This window comes from Gardnerella vaginalis (assembly GCF_001546485.1).
Lineage (GTDB): Bacteria > Actinomycetota > Actinomycetes > Actinomycetales > Bifidobacteriaceae > Bifidobacterium > Bifidobacterium vaginale_D.
This window is the reverse complement of record NZ_KQ956870.1, coordinates 1-22,806: the sequence shown is the minus strand read 5'-3', so window position 1 is coordinate 22,806 and position 22,806 is coordinate 1. Positions and strand designations below refer to the sequence as shown.

The 22,806-nt window shown below is 41.4% G+C and carries 21 protein-coding genes; 11 read left to right on the top strand and 10 right to left on the bottom strand.

Annotation, left to right across the window (positions count from 1 at the left end; genetic code table 11):
- Positions 1 to 38 precede the first annotated feature (38 nt).
- The 7 genes from HMPREF3208_RS05100 to HMPREF3208_RS05070 form a co-directional block, all read right to left on the bottom strand.
- Entirely contained in the window at positions 39 to 605 is a 567-nt protein-coding gene (locus HMPREF3208_RS05100) for a DUF6466 family protein (protein ID WP_064347521.1), read from the bottom strand.
- On the bottom strand, positions 602 to 1,714 hold the full coding sequence (locus tag HMPREF3208_RS05095; protein ID WP_064347590.1) for a vWA domain-containing protein: 1,113 nt from the start codon (positions 1,712 to 1,714) through the stop codon (positions 602 to 604). Before HMPREF3208_RS05095 ends, HMPREF3208_RS05100 begins: the two co-directional genes overlap by 4 nt.
- Positions 1,711 to 2,847, bottom strand: a complete 1,137-nt coding sequence (locus tag HMPREF3208_RS05090) for a vWA domain-containing protein (RefSeq protein WP_064347519.1) — start codon at positions 2,845 to 2,847, stop codon at positions 1,711 to 1,713. The genes HMPREF3208_RS05095 and HMPREF3208_RS05090 overlap by 4 nt, the downstream gene beginning before the upstream one ends.
- Positions 2,844 to 3,377 carry a hypothetical protein gene (locus HMPREF3208_RS05085; RefSeq protein WP_064347517.1) on the bottom strand — a complete coding sequence of 178 codons (534 nt, stop codon included), beginning with the start codon at positions 3,375 to 3,377 and terminating at the stop codon, positions 2,844 to 2,846. The genes HMPREF3208_RS05090 and HMPREF3208_RS05085 overlap by 4 nt, the downstream gene beginning before the upstream one ends.
- Entirely contained in the window at positions 3,377 to 4,465 is a 1,089-nt protein-coding gene (locus HMPREF3208_RS05080) for a DUF58 domain-containing protein (RefSeq protein ID WP_081091185.1), read from the bottom strand. Before HMPREF3208_RS05080 ends, HMPREF3208_RS05085 begins: the two co-directional genes overlap by 1 nt.
- Entirely contained in the window at positions 4,462 to 5,595 is a 1,134-nt protein-coding gene (locus tag HMPREF3208_RS05075) for an AAA family ATPase (RefSeq protein WP_155639976.1), read from the bottom strand. The genes HMPREF3208_RS05080 and HMPREF3208_RS05075 overlap by 4 nt, the downstream gene beginning before the upstream one ends.
- Positions 5,596 to 5,674: 79 nt before the next feature.
- On the bottom strand, positions 5,675 to 6,391 hold the full coding sequence (locus HMPREF3208_RS05070; RefSeq protein ID WP_064347512.1) for a uracil-DNA glycosylase: 717 nt from the start codon (positions 6,389 to 6,391) through the stop codon (positions 5,675 to 5,677).
- Between the two features lie 122 nt (positions 6,392 to 6,513).
- Here HMPREF3208_RS05070 and HMPREF3208_RS05065 point away from each other — a divergent pair, with 122 nt between their 5' ends.
- Both HMPREF3208_RS05065 and groL read left to right on the top strand, forming a co-directional pair.
- Positions 6,514 to 7,197 (top strand): LytR C-terminal domain-containing protein, encoded by a 684-nt coding sequence (locus tag HMPREF3208_RS05065; protein ID WP_064347511.1) that lies wholly within the window; start codon positions 6,514 to 6,516, stop codon positions 7,195 to 7,197.
- A 203-nt stretch (positions 7,198 to 7,400) separates the two neighbouring features.
- Positions 7,401 to 9,026 (top strand): chaperonin GroEL, encoded by a 1,626-nt coding sequence (gene groL, locus HMPREF3208_RS05060; RefSeq protein WP_032814436.1) that lies wholly within the window; start codon positions 7,401 to 7,403, stop codon positions 9,024 to 9,026.
- A 120-nt stretch (positions 9,027 to 9,146) separates the two neighbouring features.
- Here the strand turns inward: groL and HMPREF3208_RS05055 are convergent, their stop codons facing one another.
- Positions 9,147 to 9,440: a WXG100 family type VII secretion target gene (locus HMPREF3208_RS05055; protein WP_032814435.1), complete on the bottom strand. Its 294-nt coding sequence runs from the start codon at positions 9,438 to 9,440 to the stop codon at positions 9,147 to 9,149.
- 322 nt (positions 9,441 to 9,762) lie between these two features.
- Here HMPREF3208_RS05055 and HMPREF3208_RS05050 point away from each other — a divergent pair, with 322 nt between their 5' ends.
- From HMPREF3208_RS05050 to HMPREF3208_RS05025, 6 genes are all read left to right on the top strand, one after another.
- The gene (locus HMPREF3208_RS05050; protein WP_064347509.1) at positions 9,763 to 10,428 is read left to right on the top strand and encodes a hypothetical protein; all 666 of its coding nucleotides are present in this window, start codon (positions 9,763 to 9,765) and stop codon (positions 10,426 to 10,428) included.
- Positions 10,429 to 10,508: 80 nt separating this feature from the next.
- On the top strand, positions 10,509 to 11,249 hold the full coding sequence (locus HMPREF3208_RS05045) for a response regulator transcription factor (RefSeq protein WP_064347507.1): 741 nt from the start codon (positions 10,509 to 10,511) through the stop codon (positions 11,247 to 11,249).
- A 2-nt stretch (positions 11,250 to 11,251) separates the two neighbouring features.
- Positions 11,252 to 13,186 carry a sensor histidine kinase gene (locus HMPREF3208_RS05040; RefSeq protein WP_064347505.1) on the top strand — a complete coding sequence of 645 codons (1,935 nt, stop codon included), beginning with the start codon at positions 11,252 to 11,254 and terminating at the stop codon, positions 13,184 to 13,186.
- A gap of 225 nt (positions 13,187 to 13,411) precedes the next feature.
- Entirely contained in the window at positions 13,412 to 13,801 is a 390-nt protein-coding gene (locus HMPREF3208_RS05035) for a cold-shock protein (RefSeq protein ID WP_016637326.1), read from the top strand.
- Positions 13,802 to 13,817: 16 nt separating this feature from the next.
- Positions 13,818 to 15,224 carry a DUF3027 domain-containing protein gene (locus HMPREF3208_RS05030; protein ID WP_064347503.1) on the top strand — a complete coding sequence of 469 codons (1,407 nt, stop codon included), beginning with the start codon at positions 13,818 to 13,820 and terminating at the stop codon, positions 15,222 to 15,224.
- 146 nt (positions 15,225 to 15,370) lie between these two features.
- Positions 15,371 to 17,950, top strand: a complete 2,580-nt coding sequence (locus HMPREF3208_RS05025; protein ID WP_064347501.1) for an ATP-dependent Clp protease ATP-binding subunit — start codon at positions 15,371 to 15,373, stop codon at positions 17,948 to 17,950.
- Between the two features lie 93 nt (positions 17,951 to 18,043).
- Here the strand turns inward: HMPREF3208_RS05025 and HMPREF3208_RS05020 are convergent, their stop codons facing one another.
- Complete coding sequence (locus HMPREF3208_RS05020; protein ID WP_064347499.1) at positions 18,044 to 18,730, bottom strand: DUF4190 domain-containing protein; 687 nt, start codon at positions 18,728 to 18,730, stop codon at positions 18,044 to 18,046.
- A 373-nt stretch (positions 18,731 to 19,103) separates the two neighbouring features.
- Positions 19,104 to 20,378: an ATP-binding protein gene (locus HMPREF3208_RS05015; RefSeq protein WP_196488963.1), complete on the bottom strand. Its 1,275-nt coding sequence runs from the start codon at positions 20,376 to 20,378 to the stop codon at positions 19,104 to 19,106.
- Positions 20,379 to 21,055: 677 nt separating this feature from the next.
- Between HMPREF3208_RS05015 and HMPREF3208_RS05010 the strand changes: the two genes are divergently transcribed.
- The 3 genes from HMPREF3208_RS05010 to HMPREF3208_RS05000 are packed head-to-tail and all read left to right on the top strand — an operon-like array spanning position 21,056 to position 22,442.
- Positions 21,056 to 21,736 carry a DUF4417 domain-containing protein gene (locus HMPREF3208_RS05010; protein ID WP_230953106.1) on the top strand — a complete coding sequence of 227 codons (681 nt, stop codon included), beginning with the start codon at positions 21,056 to 21,058 and terminating at the stop codon, positions 21,734 to 21,736.
- Entirely contained in the window at positions 21,736 to 22,107 is a 372-nt protein-coding gene (locus tag HMPREF3208_RS05005; RefSeq protein ID WP_004130966.1) for a hypothetical protein, read from the top strand. Before HMPREF3208_RS05010 ends, HMPREF3208_RS05005 begins: the two co-directional genes overlap by 1 nt.
- A complete protein-coding gene (locus tag HMPREF3208_RS05000) occupies positions 22,095 to 22,442 on the top strand; it encodes a hypothetical protein (RefSeq protein ID WP_064347496.1) in 348 nt (115 codons plus the stop codon). The genes HMPREF3208_RS05005 and HMPREF3208_RS05000 overlap by 13 nt, the downstream gene beginning before the upstream one ends.
- Positions 22,443 to 22,806 lie beyond the last annotated feature (364 nt).

Here is a 22,806-nt window from a genome sequence, read left to right as displayed (position 1 = left end):
CAAAGTCACTACAGAACAAGCAATGTGGTTAAAAGCTATTACCAGGGCTTATTGCTGTTATCGCCGGTAGTCGTACGTTTGGTTGTTTTTTCTTGTTCTTGCTGATCTTGAGAAGATTGTGAGTTAACGTGATTATTTTGTTGCAGTAGGTTTTCTACTTTATTGCGTTGAGTAGTATTTAGCTGTGGTTTTGTTGGCTCGGATTGATTATTGTTCTTCGAGTTAGCGTGATTTTGTGATTTGCTTTTCTTCGCTGGAGAAGAAGTGGGCTTATTACGTACTTTTTTCTTTAATGTTTCAGTGAATTGATGCGATATTTCTGCATTATGGTTAATGCTATTTCGGAGTTGAGGAAGTAAAATAGCGTATTGCGAGCGCGCGTCGTTGAATTGAGCGTCTGTTTGCTGCTGTTGAGTGAGTAATATATTTTTATCACTATCAATACTATTTGCTGCTTTCATATTTGCAATAAGACTATTTGTTGCAGCGTTGTATGAGTATTCTGAACGCCAGTTAGTAATAGTGCAGTATGCAATTGCAATGGCAGCAAGCAAGCAAATTATGGTAACAATACGTGTTGTTTTTTTGGTAATTATGTGCTTCATACTAATTTCCTTGATGTAATGAACCAAGCCATTAATTCCCAGATAAGTAGTATTGCAGCGATAAGTGCGAATGGCCAGATGATTGGTTCTGGGCGTAAACGTGGTTTAGCTGTTTCGTTCATACGCCATTGATGGGAAAGAATTGGTTTTGCTTCTGCTCCAAAAGTCTTATGTAATGTTGCGTGCATATATTTGCCGCTCAGTTCATCGGCTATATTGCGCAAATTTTTTTCATCGAGTTTGGAAATACCAGGCTTGCCGGTAGCAGGATCAATAACCCATTTTGTCGAGGAACTATTTTTTAAATTTTCGTCGATTTCTAATTGAGTGAGTTCCAATGGTATGCGCGCGCCTTGTGCTGAGCCGATACCTATAACAAAAGCGTGGGTAATATAAGCTCTCAGAGATGAGAATGTGCGTCGTTTGCGTTGCGTAGTTTCTTCGCCGTCACTAAGAATATATAAAACTGTTGTGTCATCTGGGTGAGCGTCATGGATAGCTTTTGCTGTCAGTAAAGTTTGATCTATTGGAGCGTCAAGACTAGTTCCTGTGGCAATACTTGTTGGTTCTGTTCGTAAAGTGTCAATCCAATTGGTCACTGCTCTTGCATCTGGTGTTAATGGAACGTCAACTGAAGTTGACGTTCCAAACGAGAGAGCAGCAAAACTTGCGTGAGCATACGATTGTGTGATGTTATGAATAATATTTTGTGCTGCTTCTATTCTTTTTATTTTTTCTTTCTGTGCATAGTTAGCATCTTCAGCACGCATAGAGCCTGTGATATCAAGTGCAATAATCACGTTTGTTGCATTCACTGCACGCTGTAAAGTAGCGCGCATAATACTCGGGGAGAGTATGCAAATTATGAGTATAAAACATATGCCAATACGACGTAATCTCATACCAATAGTTTCATCGGTGTATGTAGAATTTTTATGCAAAGGAACAATTTCCAAAACCATTGCTATAAGCACAATTACTACAGCAATAGCTGCAACAATCCATCCGTAAGAAGGAGCAAACACAAGCTGACCTGCTTGAGAAGTATCAGCAGCAATAATCTTGCCAAATGCTGACAGTAGGGTAGAAGAACATAGTTGAGAAATCATCGCTTCATCCTCTTCGCAAGAGCTAACCATATGACAACGCTTACTGTTGTAAGAAGAACCCACAGGCCTGGGTCATCGCTAAATGCAGATTGCGCAGTATTTTGTGGTGTAATAGTGTGACGTTGCTCAATTTCTTTAACGAGATTAAGTACAGAATCAGTATCATGCTGTGCAAGAAACATTCCACCATGTGATTCAATCAGCTGTTTCATCTCAAGCGTAGTATCATCATGTTCATTCTGAGGAGCTCCTGAATATAATCCGTCAACACTGATTCGTGCTTGCTTTGTTAAATCCAATGCTTGTTTGAGTGAATATGTTTGTTTCCCAGAAACCACATTATCGGTTGCTAATACAATCGAAGCGCTTCTATTAAAACGATTCGGTGCCTTATGAGTGTTGTGTGCAGCTCCATAAATAAAGCCCGGGAGCATTGCAGCACAACTTACTAAACCATCTCCAATAAGAGAAGTTGCATTTTTGCGATTTTGTGTACCCTCAAGCCAGTCTGAAATCTCTTGATATTGGCGTTGCTGTAAATGATCAATACGATTTTGCGATTGCACTCCGCCCAGCAAATTAGCAGCATACTGTAACTGTTTTTTAGCTAAGCGGTAATCGTCTGTAAGTGGAAAAACAGTTCTGGAAGTCGAATTAAAAATACTTAAACCAATTCGCTCGCCTTGAAAATGCTCAATAAAATTAAGATACGCTTGAAGCACTTCGCGATCGTACGGCAAAGCAGAACCAGAAACGTCTAAACACAACACAATATCTCTGGAGCTTACTTGCTCGTTAGCATTAAATACTCGAGATGGTCTAGCAGCAACAGCCAGTGAACCCAATATTGAAAACACGAGTGCTGATGCAGCAAACCGGTTTAACATACGCCACATATACCATGAATGACTAGCGACTGCACCTTGTAAATCATCATCTAACGTAAAAGTATAAAATTTTTGCGTTACAGTATGATGAAGATTCTGGTATTGTTTTTTCAACATATGCTGACGAATACTATCAACAATAAGCACAACAACTAGGATTGTGACGCAAGTAAGTACACCCAAGGCAAAAAGTAAAGGCCATTGCCATCTCCAAGGCCATACTGTTTCCCACACGTTCCTACTCATACGCGTTGTCCCTTCGTTTGCCACCCCTCAAGCAATACTAAAACCCATTCTGCAGCTTGTTCAACACTCGTATTACGCGCTTGTTCATTGTCTTTGTAATCAGCAAACTCAGGAGGATATAACGCGGCAATTGTTTGACGCAACATGTCGGCGCCCTTTTTATTGCGCCATGTTAAGCGTAAAGAAGTTATGTCACCCAAAGTATGTGTTTGAATATTTTCACCGCTCATACGTGAAACATAGGTTCTTGCTACGGCTGCTAATTTTGCACACGCTTGATCTTGAGTGAGTTTATGTTGATGATATTGTTCAACAATTTTGTCAATATCCTTACGCCATGCTTGCTTATTTGCACGTTGTACATGCGCAGGATCAATCGCATTTCGCGTATTTACTGATGAAGTTTTTGCGCGCTTATAAGAAAAGTACAGCACGATGCCAGCAATAAGCAGTACGATGCAAGCAATGCCAAGCATGCTCGCATACAAGGTATCGTTATGTAATTGCTGTTGAACATCTTCCATTCTCATTACTGGGCATCCTCCTGAGGCAATGAAGAGGCAAGATGACCGGCACCGCTTACTGTTTTTGCTGCAGTATGGAAAAGTTCTTGACTTGAAGATCCTCGAATAAGTGAAACTTGCACACCATGTAGCATATCGTATAACGCATGAATGCGTAAATCTCTGCGAGCTTCGACCTCCTGCATAACAAATTGATTGCGTAAAAATGCTGGAATTTTTCGTAAGGTAACGCCATCACTTATTGCCATATTTCGCTCGCTGTCAAAAGAATTTATTGGCGAAATAGTAATAACTATGAGTTTGTGATGTTGAGTAATTTTACGCAAAGATTCAGTATGATGTGCCTGTAAAGCGTAATCATCAGTAATAAGCACTATAAGACTGTTACTATCCGTAATCTTTTTTATTGCAGTGATGAGTGGATCAATATCGCGCATGTGATGCCGAGTGTGAAGCAAAGTACTATCAAGTTTACGTTCAAAATCAGAAAGATTACGCGCAGTAGGCACAGTAGTGATATTGTTACCATCTCCGAATAGTAACGAAACCGCATCATGCCGCTTCAAACTTAGTGATGCGAAAAAACAGGCAACATTTGCAGCAACTTCATATAAACTTTCTTCACTATTGCAGGAACCATTCATATGGATACTTGCGTCGCAAACAATCCAAGTATGAGAAGATGAAGTACGTTCGCGTGAAGAAACCATAGGCTGCCCTGTTCGAGCACTAGCAGACCAATTCATCATGCGCGCTTCATCGCCTGGCTGCCAAGCATGAACATCAATAACATCACCAGTGCCAAAACGACGATGCGAAGGATGTTCGCCTTCTAGAAGTCCTAATGCTCTACGGGCAATAGGTAAATCAATTCGCTGATCAAGGAACTCTATTTTACGACGAACTTCTTGCGCAGGTTTGGACAGGAGTAAGCGTACTGGCTTCGATGCTGAAACTGATCGCTTGTAAGTATTAGCACGAGCATCTACTGCCTTAGATAGCAGTTTTACATGATTCTCAAACATGACTGCAGTATGTTCCTGAGGCAAACGCTTTTGCTTTGGTGCAGTTTGTTTTCGACTCATACGTATCATGGCACAGGAACCGTCTTTACTAATGCGTCAATTACTTGATCTGCAGTAATAGCGTCAGCCAAGGCTTCAAACGTCAAAAGAATACGATGTCTTAATACGTCATGCACAAAGAGCTTTACATCTTCTGGAATCACATAATCGCGTCCCGAAAGTAAAGCGTGAGCTTGCGCAATACGAATAAGTGCAATAGAAGCGCGAGGACTAGCACCCATGCGTACGAGTGAATTAATAGTTGGTAACGGGTGAGTGCCTGCTCCTCGAGAAGTAGCAACGAGATCAACGGCATATTTCATCACAGCTTCAGAAACGTGAATATGGCGAGCTGCAGTACGCAAAAATACAACATCTTGCAAACTAATACGCTGCATATTTAATGTTGCAGGATCCACAACATCTGAGCCGCGTTGAGTAAGTAATTGCAGCATACGAACTTCCTCATCTGGATGAGGGTATGTCATAACTGCTTTTACCATAAAACGATCCATTTGTGCTTCAGGAAGATTAAATGTTCCTTCTTCTTCAATTGGATTTTGCGTTGCAATAACCATAAAAGGTTGAGGTAAAGCAATACGTTCGCCGCCTATAGTGGTTGCTCCTTCAGCCATTGCTTCAAGCATTGCAGACTGGGTTTTTGCGTTTGAACGATTAATTTCATCAAGTAGAATAATATTTGCGTGAATCGGTCCAATTTGTGTAGTAAAACGTTGCGACGCAAAATCAAAAACCTGTGTACCAACTAAATCTGCAGGCATTAAATCAGGCGTACATTGCACACGGCGAAAACTTCCAGACATAGCAGTTGCAAGTGTCTGTGCAGCAGTAGTTTTTGCGAGTCCTGGCACTGATTCAATAAGAATATGCCCTCCAGCAATAAGTGTAAGAATAAGTGACTCACGCAAAGAATCTTGCCCGACTAATGTTTGAGCAAAACGTGCACGCAAAATATTTGCAATTTTTTGGCAACGCTGTATGTCTTCTCCTGAAATGCTTGTTGCTGCTTGTGAAGTAGCTGATACCGGAGGAACTGGTTGAGAGGATACTGAACCAGCATGAGACGGGGATGCCATGGCTGATTGAGCGTTGAGTGGTTGTTTCTTTGGTTGCGGTGGGAATAATGCCATAGTTACTATGGTAACCGATATGCAGTACCGATGAGCGTAAAATCAGCATTTTACTTTGCGTAATGCATGTAGCATGACAATCTGAACATCATACAGCTTGTGTGCGCAACGACCAGTCAATAGGAGAAGCGCCTTGTTCTATAAGCGCTTGATTTGCTCGGGAGAAAGGATGTGATCCGAAGAAACCGCGCATTGCTGAAAGAGGGCTTGGGTGTGCAGAAGTAATGAGTGTAGCGTTCGTAAGTAACGGAGCTAAACTTTGAGCGTTTCGTCCCCACAAGATGCCTACCAAAGGTAAGGGATGCCCGTTACTATCGGTTCGACTATTTAAAGCACGAATAGCAGCATCAGTTACTATTTCCCAACCTTTACCTTGGTGACTATTTGCTTTGCCTGCTTCAACTGTTAAACAACGATTAAGTAACATGACGCCCTGACGTGTCCACGGCGTTAGATCACCGCTTTGTGGGACATCAACTCCAAGATCGTCAACTAATTCTTTATAGATATTGATAAGACTTTTTGGTAACGGACGTACTTCAGGAGCAGTGCAAAAACTAAGCCCAACAGGATGACCTGGAGTAGGGTAAGGATCCTGCCCAACAATCAAAACCTTTATACTCATAAGGGGTATACTAAAAGCGCGTAAAATATTATGACTTGCGGGCAAAATATGGTGTCCTTGCTTCATTTGCTCGCGTAAAAACTCTCCCATTGCTCTAATTTGTGGTTCAACAGGCGTAAGCGCTTTTGCCCAATCCGGATCCATAAGTTCATCTAAAGGTTTAACATGTTGAGAATTCATATGGCTACTGTATGACAAGGTGTAGCATAAAAGTTTCTGCCATACTGAATTTGTGGTTTGTGCTCAGCATTAGATAGTATGGATGCATATTATTTGGATGAACGTGTTGGAGGAATGCAATTATGGCGCGAAATAATCGGAGCGTGTCGTATACGCCTGATGCTTTTGATGAACCACCAGAAGGTCCTGTAGGTGTGCATCGTGGAAATCCTGCTTGGTATGCCATAATACTTCCTTATGTTGTGACGTTGGTTATCGCTGTATTAGCCGGTCTTTTGGTATGGGCATTTGCTTCTGGTGAAATTTCGCATCTTTCATTCCCATGGAACCATTCTCAGCAGAGTTCTCAATCTAAGGTAGTGGCGAAGAAGTCTGATACTACAAAACCTAAATCCGATGATGAAGACGATTCCTCTGATGATTCCGAAAAAACTGAAGCAGATAGCACCAATGCTGAAGATACTAAGGATACTAAAACAGATGAATCCAGCAATAATAATGCAAAAAACACTGATACTACTACACAATCTCAAGCTGCGGTTGACAAAACAGTTGCCGTAAAAGTGATTAATGCTACCGATATCAATGGTCATGCAGCACAAACAGCAAACACCTTAAAACAAGCGGGTTATGCAAATGTAACAGCAGGTAATCCGACTGGTAAAGTGCCAAATACTTCTGTTGTTTGGTATAAGGATGATACTCAGAAAGCTGCCGCAGAAGATATTGCAAAAACTTTAGGTATTGCCGCAGTTGAAAATGAAAAAGGAATTGTTTCTCAAATTGTAGTGGTGCTGTGTAAATAACATACGCATATGCGTTTGTAATGCTGGTTAGATTTGCTTTTCTAACCAGCATTTTTCTTATAAACGCCAAAAAGTTGGCACTCGGGGGCATAGAGTGCTAATCTTCAATTAGCACTCAAGTCTTGAGAGTGATAATAAGCAGCTGACGGCTTATTGCTTAAGACTTTGGTGAATAGTCCATGAATAACGTATGCGGAGGAATAATGGCAAAGATTATTGCCTATGAAGAGGACGCCCGTCAGGGTATGCTCGCAGGTCTCGATAAGCTTGCAGACACTGTCAAGGTAACCCTTGGACCAAAAGGTCGCAATGTTGTGCTTGATAAAGCTTATGGTGCTCCAACTATCACTAACGATGGTGTTTCTATCGCTAAGGAAATCGATCTTGAGGATCCATATGAGCGTATTGGCGCTGAACTCGTTAAGGAAGTAGCTAAGAAGACTGATGACGTTGCAGGCGACGGTACTACAACCGCTACTGTTTTGGCACAATCTTTAGTGCATGAAGGTTTGAAGAATGTTGTTGCAGGAAGCAACCCAATTGCTCTTCGCCGTGGCATCGAGAAAGCTGCTGAAGCAATCGTTAAGGAATTGCTTGCTTCCGCTAAGGATGTAGAAACTAAAGAGCAAATTGCTGCAACTGCTACTATTTCTGCAGCAGATCCTGAAGTTGGCGAAAAGATCGCTGAAGCCTTGGATAAGGTTGGTCAGGATGGTGTAGTCACCGTTGAAGATAACAACAAGTTCGGTTTGGACTTGGACTTCACTGAAGGTATGCGCTTCGATAAGGGTTATATTTCCCCTTACTTCGTCACTAATGCTGACGATCAGACAGCTGTGCTCGAAGATCCATACATTTTGCTCACTTCTGGTAAGGTTTCCAGCCAGCAGGATATCGTCCACATCGCTGAACTTGTTATGAAGTCTGGCAAGCCATTGCTGATTATTGCTGAAGATGTTGATGGTGAAGCACTGCCAACATTGGTGCTTAACAAGATTCGTGGTACTTTCAATACGGTTGCTGTAAAGGCTCCAGGCTTTGGCGATCGTCGTAAGGCAATGCTTCAGGACATGGCTATTTTGACCGGCGCACAGGTTGTTTCTGATGACCTCGGCTTGAAGCTTGATTCCATCGATGCTTCTGTATTTGGTCATGCAGCTAAGGTAATTGTTTCTAAGGATGAAACAACTATTGTTTCCGGAGCTGGTTCTAAGGAAGATGTCGATGCTCGTGTTGCTCAGATTCGTGCAGAAATTGAAAACACTGATTCTGATTACGATCGCGAAAAGCTTCAGGAGCGTCTTGCTAAGCTCGCTGGCGGTGTAGCTGTTATTAAGGTTGGCGCCGCTACTGAAGTTGAAGCTAAGGAACGCAAGCATCGTATTGAAGATGCTGTTCGTAATGCTAAGGCTGCTATTGAGGAAGGCTTACTTCCAGGTGGTGGTGTCGCTTTGGTTCAGGCTGCTGCAAAGATTGAAAAGACTCCAGCTATCACAGAACTTAAGGGTGAGGAAGCTACGGGTGCTGCCATTGTGTTCCGTGCTGTAGAAGCCCCTATTAAGCAGATTGCTCAAAATAGCGGTGTTTCTGGTGACGTTGTACTCAATAAGGTGCGTGAGCTTCCAGAAGGTGAAGGCTTCAATGCTGCAACCAACACTTATGAAGATTTGATGGCTGCAGGCGTTACTGATCCTGTGAAGGTGACTCGTTCTGCTCTACAGAATGCTGCTTCTATTGCAGGCTTGTTCTTAACTACTGAAGCTGTTGTTGCTAACAAACCTGAAAAGCCAGCTGCTGCACCTCAGGCAGGCGCAGAAATGGGCTACTAAAGAGTAGTTTAGTTACGCAAAATCTTAACTTGTTAGATCATAATAATAGGAAACAAGTTCGCTAACAGTATTGGCGGTATGCTCTACAACATACCGCCAATACTTTGTTTAATTGCTAAATTATCTCATGCCAAATAGGGAAGTAGCTTGAGTTTCTGCATCAAGATACAAGCCTGAAGCATGCTGCATCGCTTGCTGAATTGCTTCCAACGATTGCTCCATTTGTTGTTGTGCTGCACGCCATTGTTGTGCAGTCGACGCAAATTGGGTAGCAGCAGGTCCAGTCCATACGCTTTGCAGTTGCTGCAGGTTAGCATACATGCCGTTAACAGCGCTTCTAATTGCATTAACTGATGAACCTACAGCTGCTGCAGATTGTTGAATATGTTCTGAATCAACTCGAAATTGTGGCATAATCCCCTCCGTACTGTCGCCACGTTTTTTCAACGTGATGGTTGATAAATTCATAAATTTTGCGAAACACCATACCTAGTTTCATTGAGCAATAACCCCAAATGCATAATTTATGTAGCGTGTTGTGTTGAGTTGTGTGGTGTAACGCTATGATAAATATATGCCTTCAAAAAATTATGTGAAAGCTTTGTGCTTGCGTGTGGTTAAAAGCCTGCCACTTATCCACATTTCAGCTTATTTCTCCCAAAACTTGTGCACAGTACGGGTATTTGTACGACGTATAACATCTTCTTTGCTGGCATTACTTTTGAGTATTTCATGTATGATGGCAATAATAACTGCTGCTCTGCTTGTACCTTCGCCGTTCAGCATCATTCAACCAACTTCAGCATATGCTGCCGATAATGTAAAAGATTTAGGTATTGTAGCCACTGATTCAATAACAGACACTGAGAATTTACTGGGCGACTCCGTTACTAAAGTTTCAGACGCTATCGTAGCTACTAAAAAGCGCACAGGCGTAAATGTAAAACTTCTATATTTAGCTACATTTGGTAATACAAAAAATCCGTCAAAATGGGCGAGCGATTTGCTTATTAGCACAATGCCAGCGCGCAATACAGTACTACTTGCTGTAGCTACCCATGATGGAAGACTTATTGTTGCAGTTTCACCTAATTCCGACGAGTGGCTTAAGAGTAAGAACACAGTGGACGCGCTATCTGATGCTGCATATCGACCGTTAGTTACTACTTCAGGAAGTCATTGGGGGCAATCCGCAATGATGATGATGCAACAGATTGCACGTTCAAAACGAACTTCCACAAGTACATCTGCAAGTTTAGTATCCACACTTGTTATGTTGGTTGTTTTGCTAGCGGTATGTGCAATAGTAACCGCTATTTTACTGCGTCGACGTTATGTTCAGCGTCAAATACGTGCAGGATTGCGTAAAGCTCATAGACGTCATGCTCGCACTCGACGATAATCCAAAAATAATCGAGCAACTTGTTTGATTTTCAGTATTTATTCAGGAAATATTCAGCTTTATAGGTGATGCTAATCAGTATGAGCAAGAATGTTGAAGCGTCTGTAGTTGTGGTCGACGATGAACCATCAATTCGTGAACTTTTGGTTGCATCGTTGCATTTTGCTGGTTTTGATGTTGAAACCGCTGCATCTGGGTCAGAGGCCATTGAAGTCATAGAACAAGTAAAACCTGATCTTATTGTTATGGATGTTATGCTTCCGGATATTGATGGTTTTACTGTTACAAGGCGTATTCGTCAAAATGGAGTTAAGGTTCCGGTTCTATTCCTTACAGCAAGAGACGATACGCAAGATAAAATCATGGGCTTGACAGTTGGCGGTGACGATTATGTCACTAAGCCATTCAGTTTGGAAGAAGTAGTAGCAAGGATTCGTGCTATTCTGCGTCGAACACGAGAACAAGAAGAAGAAACTCCTATTATTCGAGTAGCCGATCTAGAAATCAATGAAGATTCACATGATGTTACTCGCAGCGGCGTAGCGATTGAGCTTAGTCCAACTGAGTATAAGTTGCTGCATTATTTGATGGATAATGAAGGTCGCGTATTGTCAAAAAGCCAAATTCTGAATCATGTGTGGCAATATGATTGGGGTGGCGATGCGGCTATTGTTGAGTCCTATATCTCTTATTTGCGAAAAAAAATAGACGGTATTGAAGTTACTGATGCTGATGGAAATCAGCAAAAAGTTGTTCCTCTTATTGAGACTAAACGTGGCATCGGCTATATGATTCGTGAACCAAAGGCAGGTCAAGCCTGATTATGCAGCCGAGTAATCATAGCGACGAAAAGCAGGAAACGCAACGCAGTATCAGCACGACTGCCGACGGTAAAAATGCTACAACTTCTACTGACATAGGCAAAAGCGTGGCAATAGTGCCAAGCGTAGGCGCTAATGCAGATTTGAAACCGCGTAGAATTTGTTGGTTGCGTCGTCGTGTAAGCGCAATACCGTTAAGTACACGCTTATTAGCTTGCACGTTAGCTGTGCTTACTATAGCTGCATTTTGTATTTCGTTATCAATTCGTCAGCTAGTTGGAGGTTATCTGCTAGAAAAAACAGATATTCAGTTAGCAGATCAGGCTCAACTTATTTATGACAATATTGATTTATTGCGTAGGAAAGATGCTAATCAATCAACTGCTGGTCCAAATGATTATTTTATGCAGATTAGAGATACGCATAATAAAATCATAACTACACCATTGGTGCCGAAACTGAGAGGCAACTTTGTTTCTATGCCTAAGTTGCCGGCGGATGGTTCTGCTAGTAAGCACATTGCAATTCATAAGCCGTATACATCTCCTGCAATTATTCAAGGTAATGTTAGCGATAGTGATGACACTACTGTAAAAGCAGCAAAAGCGCCTTGGCGTGTACTAGTGTTGACTTGGGGTCAAAGAAACCGCTACGACTCAAGTATGAGCATGCGAGGGTATGTGTATATTGCTTTATCTTTAAGCGATCAGCTTGATACTGTTAATACGCTTACTCGTTACTGCATTATGGTAAGTATTGCTGTTATTTTGTTTGGAGCAGTATTTGCCGCTATTATTATTCGCACTACATTACGGCCTTTAAAGCGTATTGAAAAAACGGCTTCAAAAATTGCTTCTGGTGATTTAAGTAGGCGAGTTCCTTCAGCGCCAGAAAACACAGAGGTTGGTTCTTTAGCTGCTTCTTTAAATTCGATGCTCGCTCGTATCGAACGTGGATTTAATGAACAAGAAGCTATGACAGAAAAAATGAAGCGTTTCGTTTCAGATGCAAGTCATGAATTACGCACTCCTCTTGCAGCAATTCATGGCTATGCTGAATTGTATACCATGTGGCGCAACTCGCCGGGTGGACAAAAACAGGCAGATGATTCAATTGCGCATATTAAAGCTTCTAGTGAACGCATGACTGAACTTGTAGAGGATTTGCTTTCGCTCGCACGATTTGATGAAGGTCGTGGTATTGATACTTCGCAAATTGTAAAACTGGCACCAATACTTTCTGATGCTGCTAATGATTTGCATGCGCTTGATCCTGCTCGCTTAGTGCAGCAAGGCTCACTTTCACTTTCTGACGAATGGAAATTAATGAATTGTACTCGCTGTAATTTTGAGCATAAGTTGCAGTTCAATAGTGGTAAACTTCCTGACGTTACTTTGCTCGGTGATGGTGCGCGTTTACGTCAAGTTATGACTAATATCGTAGGTAATATTCACCGTTATACTCCCACTGATTCGCCTGTTGAAATTGCTGTAGGTGTTATGAAAGCTTCTATTACGCCAGATAAGCTTTCACAATTGCCTTCTGTAAGTGAGTCATTGAAAGAATTCTTAGAAGCTGCTGAAGTAAGCCAATCGACTAATACTGGTAACACTTATGCAGTTATTCGTGTTGTTGATCATGGGCCTGGCGTGCCAGAAGAGTCACTTTCTCGTATTTTTGAACGTTTCTACATTGCTGATCCTTCTCGTGCCCGCGAGAAAGGTGGTACTGGTTTAGGTATGGCTATTGCCCAATCTGTTGTGAAAGCACACCACGGTTTTATTTGTGCAACTACTTCCACACCATTAACTGTTGTTGATTCTACAGCAGAACATCTCGATGACACTATGAATACATCTCGACCGCTTGATGTTCAAGCTCATGGGTTAACACTTACTGTTGTACTTCCAATAAAAGAAATAGAAGATGTTTCGTAGCAAACGGTTACTTATTAAGTATGTGAAAGTACATGTGTAAGATTATTTACTTGCTTATAAGTTAGTCCGTGTATTTGCCCGCGTGTATGCGCTACAATATAAAAAATAATACAAGTAGTAAGAATATTTGGTACACTGTCTATAGACCTTTCGCATACAATAGTGTGCTGTGCTTTGTGGCAGTTTGTTATGCGATATTGAATGATTATTTGAGTGAGGTGTGTTATGCCCAATGGGCGCGTGCGTTGGTATGATTCGCAGAAGGGGTATGGCTTTATTGCTAGCGATGATGGTAAGGATGTTTTCTTGCCAGCTGCAGCATTGCCTGCTACCGTAAAAACTTTGCATAAGGGTACACGTGTTGAATTTTCTGTCATTGATGGTCGTAAAGGTCCACAAGCGATGGGACTTAATGTGATTGTGGCAGCGCCATCATTAGTGAAAGCAACTCGCCCAAAGGCAGAAGACATGGCAGCAATTGTAGAAGATCTTATTAAATTGCTTGACTCTGCCGGTAATGGTTTAAGACATCGTCATTATCCTTCAACAGCTGAAAGCAAGAAACTAGCTACATTATTGCGTGCAGTAGCTGATAATTTTGACGTTCAGGAGTAGTGCAGGATTAGTGTATATGACTGATGAAGTGGTGAATCCACAAGAGCTTGCTCGTAGCGTAGCTGTGGAAGCTTCAGAGCGCTTGGATGCTGTAGGTGACTTTGTGTCTTCTACGGAAATTGGTGACAATGTTACTGATTTCCGTTTTGTAAGCACATTAGTCGGCTATGAAGGCTGGCAGTGGTCTGTAACGTTGTATCACGATGAAGAAACTCAGCGTTGGACTGTAAATGAGTCAACGCTTGTTCCTACAGATGAATCGTTACTGCCACCTGCTTGGATTCCGTGGAAAGATCGCTTAAAACCAAGTGATCTTTCTGTAACGGATTCTATTGGCACTGATGAGCACGATGCGCGTCTTGAAGATGGGTTCCGACCAGTTCATCATCATGCTGGTGATGAATCAAAGGTTGCGTGTGATGTTACTCAGTCGGCTGAGAATAGTGAAGGTGCAGCTGACACTATGAGTGCTACTAGTACAGTCGATACGACTGAACAGCAGCAAGAGCAGCAACGAGATCAAAGTCAGCAACTTTCTGATTCATCTCAAGATGAGTATCCTGTAAACGATGATCTTGAGGAAGCTGTATCTACATTGCGATTGTCGCGTAGACGCGTAATGACTGCTGAAGCGCTTTCACAAACAGCAAAACGTTGGTACGCGGGACAGCACGGACCAAAATCACTGTCTACAAAGATTGCTGATGGCAAAGCATGCTCTACTTGCGGATTCTTGATTCCATTAGCAGGAAGCTTAGGCTCCATGTTTGGCGTATGTGCCAACATGTGGAGTCCTGATGATGGGCGAGTAGTTTCGCTTGATCACGCATGTGGAGAGCATTCAGATATTGAACCTCCTCAGCCATCGCAACTGTGGGTACAATCTGCTCCGGCGTACGATGACTATCATATTGATATTTTGCAACAAGCTCCTCGTGAAGAACGAGCTGATGTTGAGCTTATTGAAGAAGCAATTGAAGATAGCAAGAAGCATCGCCGTAAGCGTCGCAAACTTAGCAATACTCAAGAAGTTGATAGCGCTGATTCATCGTTGCAAAATAAAGAAACCAATGACTCACAATCTCAAACTCAAGAGCAGTTAGATCAAGTAGTAGCGGAAGCTCAAGTTGAAAACGAACAGCTCACGCAGCCTGTAGCTGAGTCAGAGCATGTTGAACAGGCTGATGCTAGTGAACATGTAGACCATGTACAAGCTTTTGCTGAAGTGAAGAACGAGGATAACGCAGTAGAGTTGAGTGTACAAGATAATACCATACAAAAAGATGAAGGCACTGTTGAGAATGTAGAAAATGTTGAGAAAGTTACAGAAACAGTAGCATCTCAAACGAAAAAATATGCTCAACGTGCAACTTCTACGGCAATGCGTTTATATAAGAGAAAGTCACGTAGACAACATAAATAAATAATCAACAAAGAATACTTATAGTTCTCGCAATATTAATTATGTTATGCAGAACAATACATGTATGAAGTATTCGTAAGCAACGTAAGATTCCGCGTCATGGCAACTCGCTACCATGGAATGAAAGAAAAGAACGGAAGGCAGTTATGTTTGAACGGTTCACTGATCGCGCGCGACGCGTGATTGTGCTAGCTCAGGAAGAGGCTCGCTCACTTCAGCATAATTATATTGGTACTGAGCATATTCTGCTTGGTCTGATTCGTGAAGGTGAGGGTATTGCCGCCAAAGCGCTGAGCGCAAAAGGCGTAGACTTAGATGGTACTCGCAAACAAGTTGAAGAAATGATTGGTAAGGGCACAGTTTCCCCGAGTGGTCATATTCCTTTTACGCCTCATGCTAAGCAAGTGCTGGAGTTAAGTTTGCGTGAAGCTCTTCAGCTTGGTCACAGTTATATTGGTACTGAGCATATTCTGCTTGGTCTGATTCGTGAAGGTGAGGGCATTGGTACGCAAGTGCTTATCAAGATGGAAGTTGATCTTGGTGATTTGCGTAGCACAACTGTTGATCTCATTCGTGGAGATAATGTTCCAAGCAGCGATAGTGAAAAAGGTGAGTTAGCTAACGCGGGTAGTGTACAAGATAAGCGTACTCAGTCTGGCTCTGCTTTACTTGATCAATTTGGTCGCAATCTTACCCTTGAAGCTCAAGAAGGAAAGCTTGACCCTGTTATAGGTCGCTCCGAAGAAATTGAACGCGTTATGGTTGTGCTTAGCCGACGTACGAAGAATAATCCTGTGCTTATTGGCGAGCCTGGAGTTGGTAAGACTGCAGTTGTAGAAGGTCTTGCACAGAAAATTGTTGAAGGTGATGTGCCAGAAACGTTGAAGGATAAGCAAGTGTATTCGCTTGATTTGGGTTCAATGATTGCTGGTTCACGTTATCGTGGTGATTTTGAGGAACGTTTGAAAAAAGTTCTGAAAGAAATCAAAACACGTGGCGATATTGTGCTGTTTATTGATGAGATTCATACGATTGTTGGTGCAGGTTCTGCTGATGGTGCGCTTGGTGCGTCCGACATGCTGAAGCCGATGCTTGCGCGAGGCGAGCTACAGACTATTGGTGCTACTACAACCGATGAGTATCGTAAGTATATTGAAAAAGACGCAGCTTTGGAGCGCAGATTCCAGCCGATTCAGGTTCCAGAACCTACTATTGCTGAAACGATTGAGATTCTTAAGGGCTTGCGTTCTCGCTACGAGAATCACCATCATGTAACTATTACGGATGGCGCTTTACAATCTTCTGCTGAGCTTTCTGACCGCTATATTCAAGACCGTCACCTTCCAGATAAGGCGATTGATCTTATTGATGAAGCTGGTGCGCGCTTGCGCATTAAGCGTTTGACTCAGCCTCCTGAGCTGAAGGAACTGAACCACAAGATCGCAAATCTTTCTAAAAAGAAGGATGAAGCAATCAAGCAGCAAGACTTCGAAGAAGCTGCTAACCTTCGTGACAATCAGGAAAAGCTGGAAACTGAGGTTGCTGAGAAAGAAAAAGCTTGGCGCGAAGGTGAGTCTAACGTCAAAATGGTTGTTGACGAAGACATGATTGCTTCAGTTGTTTCAAGCACTACGGGTATTCCTGTGGTAAAGCTTACGCAAGCTGAATCTCAGAAGCTGCTTCAAATGGAAGCTGAACTTCATAAGCGCATTGTTGGTCAGGATGAAGCCGTATCCGCTTTGGCACGCTCAATTCGCCGTGCACGCGTTGGCTTGAAGGATCCTAAACGTCCATCTGGTTCGTTTATTTTTGCAGGCCCAACTGGTGTTGGTAAAACAGAGCTTGCTAAAGCATTGGCAAACTTCTTGTTTGATGACGACAACGCTTTGATTCGCGTTGATATGTCTGAGTTTGCTGAAAAGTACGCTGCTTCCAGACTTTTCGGCGCTCCTCCTGGATATGTTGGTTATGAAGAAGGCGGAGAACTGACTGAAAAGGTTCGTAGAAAGCCGTTCTCTGTAGTACTTTTCGATGAGATTGAGAAAGCTCATCCAGACATTTTTAACACCCTGCTGCAAGTGTTGGATGATGGTCATTTAACCGATGGCCAAGGTCGAAAAGTGGACTTCAAGAATACGATTATTATTCTTACCACTAACCTTGGTACGCGAGATATTGCAAAGGCTGCCAATACTGGCTTTACGCTTGGTAATAATTCAGATTCTACGTATCAGCGTATGAAAGATCAGGTTAATTCTGAGCTGAAACGTCAATTCCGCCCAGAGTTCTTGAATCGTTTGGACGATACGATTGTGTTCCGTCAACTTACTGAACCGGAAGTTCGTCAGATTGTTGACATGGATGTAAGACTGTTGAACGACAGGCTCTTTGATCGTCACATGTCGCTGGAACTTACGGATGCTGCTAAGAATCTGCTTGCTCAGAAGGGCTTCGATCCATTGCTGGGTGCGCGACCATTGCGTCGAGTAATTCAGCGTGATATTGAAGATACTATTTCCGAGAAGATTCTGCTTGGTGAGCTTGTTGATGGCGAACGCATTAAGGTGGATGCCGAAGGTGAAGGCTTGCTGGGAGAGTTCACTTTTAAGAGTGAAAAGTTTGAGACAATAGACACAACTGCTGTTGTTGCTACTGAAAATAGTAAATCTGAGGAAAACAAATCTGAAGATAGCGCAGCTAAAGAAGATAGCGACAAAAGTAAGTAAAGTTACTTAAATAACTAAACCTAAATACACTAAAGCCCGGCGAGTAAATCTCGTCGGGCTTTTGTTTGAATAAATTTTATAAAGACGTATAAATTACTTAGCAGCTGTGTCAGAAGCCATGCACATTACATTGGCAGCTGATCCAGTTGCGCTCTTATGTGAAACCTGCTTACCGTCGACAGTAATTGAGCATTCAACTTTATAATTGTCTGGCGTTGGATTATTAACATCAAGCTTTGGAGTAGCCATAATCATCCAATCCTTTTGAGCATCCTTACCAGTCAAAACTTTTTCCCAAACACCATTGTCAGAACTTTCATTGCTGCTTGAGCCAGCAACCGTTAAGTTGATATCTGTAGGAGCAGTTCCTTTAACTTCAAGCTTCATTTCTTTGGCGTTATCATTAGCAATACCTTTTGCCATGTTATCCATCTTTTTACTTGCTTTATTCATAGACTCTGTGGCTTTATCCAAAGAGGCGCTGAAACTAGCTTGCATTGCCAAAGTAATCACTATAGAAAGAATGCCAAGGATAAGTCCTGCAATCACCATTCCGCGACCGCGTTTCTTTCCCTTTTTACCTGTTGCACGGAACGAGCAGCCAGAAAATATAATGGACAATACGCCAAGAACAAGGCATAAATTGTTTATAATTGGCACAAACGAAAATACTATGCTAATAATACTCAATACAAGTGCAGACACTCCAAGCCCACTCAAATGCTTGTACTCATTATGTTGATTATTTACTGGAGGCATGACCATATTCTCTTCGTTCAACTTTCTTCCTTTCTTAATCGATTTGAAAATTATGCAAAATCAGAGGTAACCCCAAAATTCGCACACGTCACAATTAAGCTTATTCACTTAAAAAAAAAGCAACATTTTTCCACGCAATTGTGGATAAAAGTTGATAGGAGATTCACAATTTAATTACGCACCGTTTTAGAGAGTTAAATTATGCTAGAGGGTCACACAAAATTGGTGACCCTCTGCTAACAGCAATCAACACTTCCTATAGTGAAGTGAGCTTGCCGTACGTATATCGGGAAACAGCAGCGGAGTCTCAAGAAGAGTTTCATATACCAGAAAACTATATGAATCATGATGAATTGTTTTGTATGTTATTTTGTGTAGTAGTATTCAATTTATATTAGTTTTTTAAGCAGCCAATAGGAACCACGTAAACGCCGTCTTTGCGGCAATACGCAAAGTCGCATGTTCCAGTTAAAACCATAAGGAAAGATGGCTCGTTCATTTTACTGGTGTCGATTTTTTCTTTCATCGCTTTAAGGCTTTTTACTCCTTCTTCAATGAGCTTTTCGCCTCCGAGTTTAATTTCAATAAGACCGTATTTACCGTTTCTTAAATGAATAACCGCATCGCATTCCTGTCCGTCTTTATCTCTGTAGTGGTAAACTTCGCCGCCTAGAGAATCTGCAAAAATTCGCAGATCTCTGATGCAAAGTGTTTCAAATAGAAAACCGAAAGTATTTAAGTCGTTTATCAAGTCGTTTGGTCCAATTCCCAAAGCCGCTGCAGCAATAGATGGGTCAATATAATAACGCGTATCGGATGAACGAATGGCAGTTTTTGATCTTAGATTTGGATTCCAAGCAGGCATATCTTCTACAACAAATATTTTGCGAAGCGCATCAACATACGACGCAACGGTTTCCTCGCTAATTGTCTTATCTTCATTAGCAGAAATATCTCGCGAAAGCACAGTATTTGGTACTTGTGCTCCTTGATTCCTTGCGTATGAGCGCATAAGACGCTTAACTTTTTCAGCATCTTTTTTTACGTCATCGGCACGATTAATGTCGGAGTGTACAATAGCATCGTAGTAATCAAAAGCTTGATCTAAAGCAATTTCATCACGCATATCCACCGATTGTGGCCATCCTCCACGGCATACAAGAAAAGCTAGGCGGTCAATACTTAAGTTTGAATCACCCTCAATACTTTTAGTTCCCGCAAAAAGGTTTTCCAAGCTAGCTTCGCCCGTGGAATCACCGGATTCATATAAGCTCATTGGTCTCATTGTTAGCCACGTGAAGCGCCCAGTACCAGAGTGAGTAATTTCTGTAGTGTTTGCAGGAACAGCAGAACCAGTTAGTATAAATTGCCCAAGCTCACTACGATGATCAACCTCAAACCGTATTGCATCCCAAAGTTTTGGAGCAAGCTGCCATTCGTCAATTAATCTTGGGGTAGCTCCCTTCAGTAATCGCTTTGGGCTTAGTTCCGACATAGCGATATTCTGTTCTTTCTTTTCGGGGTTGTCCATATATAAAACGCTTGCTGCAAATTGTTCTGCAGTAGTGGTTTTCCCACACCATTTCGGCCCTTCAATCAGTACCGCGCCTTTGCCTTCTAGCTTTCTTTTCAAAATATCGTCGGCAATTCTTTTCCTATATTTTTTCAACTCTGTCACCCTGTTTTTTTAATTAAGTCTGCTCGTATTTTCTGCTGATAATATGAATTCTATCATCATTTTCCGACGATTGTCGGAATTCTGTCCCGACGATTGGCGAATTTTCATTCCGACGATTGGCGAACTTTTGTTCCGATGATTGGCGAACTTTCATTCCGACGATTGGCGAAATTCTGTTCCGATGTTTGGCGTCATCAGTGAAGATGATTGGAAAGCGCGGTGCGTAAAATACATGTCATCAAATCATAAAAGGCAAAATATTTAGTGCGCGGTGATAAGTTGCGTTTTCGTTCTGACATTTGTTTGTGTTTGTGAATGTGATTGTAAGACTAAATAATCTTGTTAGAAAGAAAAAATTTGTGTTAGTTTGCTAAAATACTCACTTTGGTGTAGCATGTGCAGACAACAGTACCCGACGTGCATCTTAACAATGCGGATCAATTCTGGTCTTTTGATTTTGGCCTATAATCCGATATTTAACAAGGGAGTTGTTCAAGTGGCGAATAGTAGGAAGTTTGTAGCAAAAACGAAAGATGTTAGCTTAACTGTGAGAAGGGCTGAGTCTTTTTAGTATTAGTTATGTTAATTGTGAGAAAGAAAAGTATGGATATAAGAGAAGTGAGGAATGGATACTATGACAAAAAAGAAGAGAAACAAAGAAAAAATCAGTGGTTGATAGTGGTGTGCGTAACGCAGGTCTGCTGTCTGATGGTTGCAATCCAGAACTTGTTAAAGATGCTGAGTTTGATGGTATTTTTGAAATTCCAATAATTAAAAAACCCAAGAATCTTATTATCCCAAATAAACTTGTGCCATTCAGCAAGATTGGCAAGACTGACAGAAAAACGTTTGCTGTCTGTGAATATGAGAATGATACGGAATTCAGTGATTTGCTTGCTCATCCAAATGAATATGTTGAAATTTTAAAGCAGTATGAGGGATTTATTTCTCCTGATTGTTCTATATATCGAGATATGCCTTTATCGCTTCAGATTACTAATATTTATAGAAACAGAGCAATTGGATATTGCTTTCAAAAGCATGGTGTTTATGTAATACCATGTGTTAGATGGGGTGATGATAGGACATATACTACAAAATTTTTGCCTGAAAAGATTGCGTTCTTAGGTGTTGAGAGGCACTCAATTGTTTCTGTTGGTAGTTATGGTCAATTGAAGAACAGAGTTAACAGATACTATTTTGAAGCTGGTATGGACTCTATGATGGAAGAATTGGAGCCTGAAGTAGTTCTTGTGTATAGTAAAATGCCAGATGAAATTAAAGAGAAATATTTGAAAACTCAATTTGTTGAATATGAAGATTGGACTAGCATAGTGAGAAAAAACTAATGGGGGCAGGACAGAGCGATTTATATAAGGGAACGTATGGCGATAATCCTGATAATATTCCAGATGAATTTAAGGGAAGGATAAAGTTGCCTGAGAATGATTCCCAGATAAAACATATCTTTGAAGAAAGAGAAGGACACCTACCAGATACGCCAGAAAATAGGAAGATGCTAACTGAATTGGCAAACGATGAGCATTTTCATGTTGGTAAAGACATGTATGGTAACGATTGGCATACTAGGATTAACGTAGATGGTACTCAGGATTGGGTTCGACATCAGAACCAAGTGATAAATGAGGGTGGGAAAAATAGTATTCCAAGACAATGGCATGATAGGACAGGATTAAATAATGATCCGTGGGAGGAATAGTTGTGAATAAGTTTGAATTGTTTTCTATGATTTATTACGCGTTAAATCATTATTGGAAAGAAAATAAAAGTGAAGAATTGACTTCATTTTTAAGTGATATGAATCCTTTTCTTTTTGATGATATTGGCTCTGCTGTTCCTTCTGTGTATGCAAAGTATAGTTTGCTAGTAAATGAAGAGATTAGCATTGATAATAGTTTTAATATTGCTTGTAAGTATGTTAAAAGTTTAGGTTTGCAGGCTGTAACGGATGCGTTTGCTTGCGTTCGTGAAGATGATTGGAAAGCGCGGTGCGTGAAATACATGTCATCAAGTCATAAAGGGCAATATATTTAGTGTACGGAGCAATTCTTTTTCTGTGTGTCTTTTACGTGTAAAAAGCAAGTTGACCATTTTGGGCGTAATTTTTAAGTTGAACTTGAAATCTACGCCCATTATTAGAACACCACGGCTTCCAGCCAACAATCTAATATTGCATGGACATGGTGTGAGGAGAATGGATATCTTGCCTAAAATCAAGCTATTAAGCCAATCTTAAACCTTTTAACGATAGCTTTTTTAATAATCGTTAGCATAATAATGATAGTTATTAGGAATAGTTATTCCAGTAGTGCGTCAATATTTCGTTTTGAATATAGAAGTCTGCGCACTTCCATAGTGTCGTCGATGACAACGTAAAAAACAGAAAAGTTGCGTACGC

Coding starts and splice junctions, on each gene's coding strand:
- HMPREF3208_RS05100 (WP_064347521.1), bottom strand. CDS start 605: ATGAAGCACATAATTACCAAAAAAACAACACGTATTGTTACCATAATT.
- HMPREF3208_RS05095 (WP_064347590.1), bottom strand. CDS start 1,714: ATGATTTCTCAACTATGTTCTTCTACCCTACTGTCAGCATTTGGCAAG.
- HMPREF3208_RS05090 (WP_064347519.1), bottom strand. CDS start 2,847: ATGAGTAGGAACGTGTGGGAAACAGTATGGCCTTGGAGATGGCAATGG.
- HMPREF3208_RS05085 (WP_064347517.1), bottom strand. CDS start 3,377: ATGAGAATGGAAGATGTTCAACAGCAATTACATAACGATACCTTGTAT.
- HMPREF3208_RS05080 (WP_081091185.1), bottom strand. CDS start 4,465: ATGATACGTATGAGTCGAAAACAAACTGCACCAAAGCAAAAGCGTTTG.
- HMPREF3208_RS05070 (WP_064347512.1), bottom strand. CDS start 6,391: ATGAATTCTCAACATGTTAAACCTTTAGATGAACTTATGGATCCGGAT.
- HMPREF3208_RS05065 (WP_064347511.1), top strand. CDS start 6,514: ATGGCGCGAAATAATCGGAGCGTGTCGTATACGCCTGATGCTTTTGAT.
- groL (WP_032814436.1), top strand. CDS start 7,401: ATGGCAAAGATTATTGCCTATGAAGAGGACGCCCGTCAGGGTATGCTC.
- HMPREF3208_RS05055 (WP_032814435.1), bottom strand. CDS start 9,440: ATGCCACAATTTCGAGTTGATTCAGAACATATTCAACAATCTGCAGCA.
- HMPREF3208_RS05050 (WP_064347509.1), top strand. CDS start 9,763: ATGATGGCAATAATAACTGCTGCTCTGCTTGTACCTTCGCCGTTCAGC.
- HMPREF3208_RS05045 (WP_064347507.1), top strand. CDS start 10,509: ATGAGCAAGAATGTTGAAGCGTCTGTAGTTGTGGTCGACGATGAACCA.
- HMPREF3208_RS05040 (WP_064347505.1), top strand. CDS start 11,252: ATGCAGCCGAGTAATCATAGCGACGAAAAGCAGGAAACGCAACGCAGT.
- HMPREF3208_RS05035 (WP_016637326.1), top strand. CDS start 13,412: ATGCCCAATGGGCGCGTGCGTTGGTATGATTCGCAGAAGGGGTATGGC.
- HMPREF3208_RS05030 (WP_064347503.1), top strand. CDS start 13,818: ATGACTGATGAAGTGGTGAATCCACAAGAGCTTGCTCGTAGCGTAGCT.
- HMPREF3208_RS05025 (WP_064347501.1), top strand. CDS start 15,371: ATGTTTGAACGGTTCACTGATCGCGCGCGACGCGTGATTGTGCTAGCT.
- HMPREF3208_RS05005 (WP_004130966.1), top strand. CDS start 21,736: ATGGGGGCAGGACAGAGCGATTTATATAAGGGAACGTATGGCGATAAT.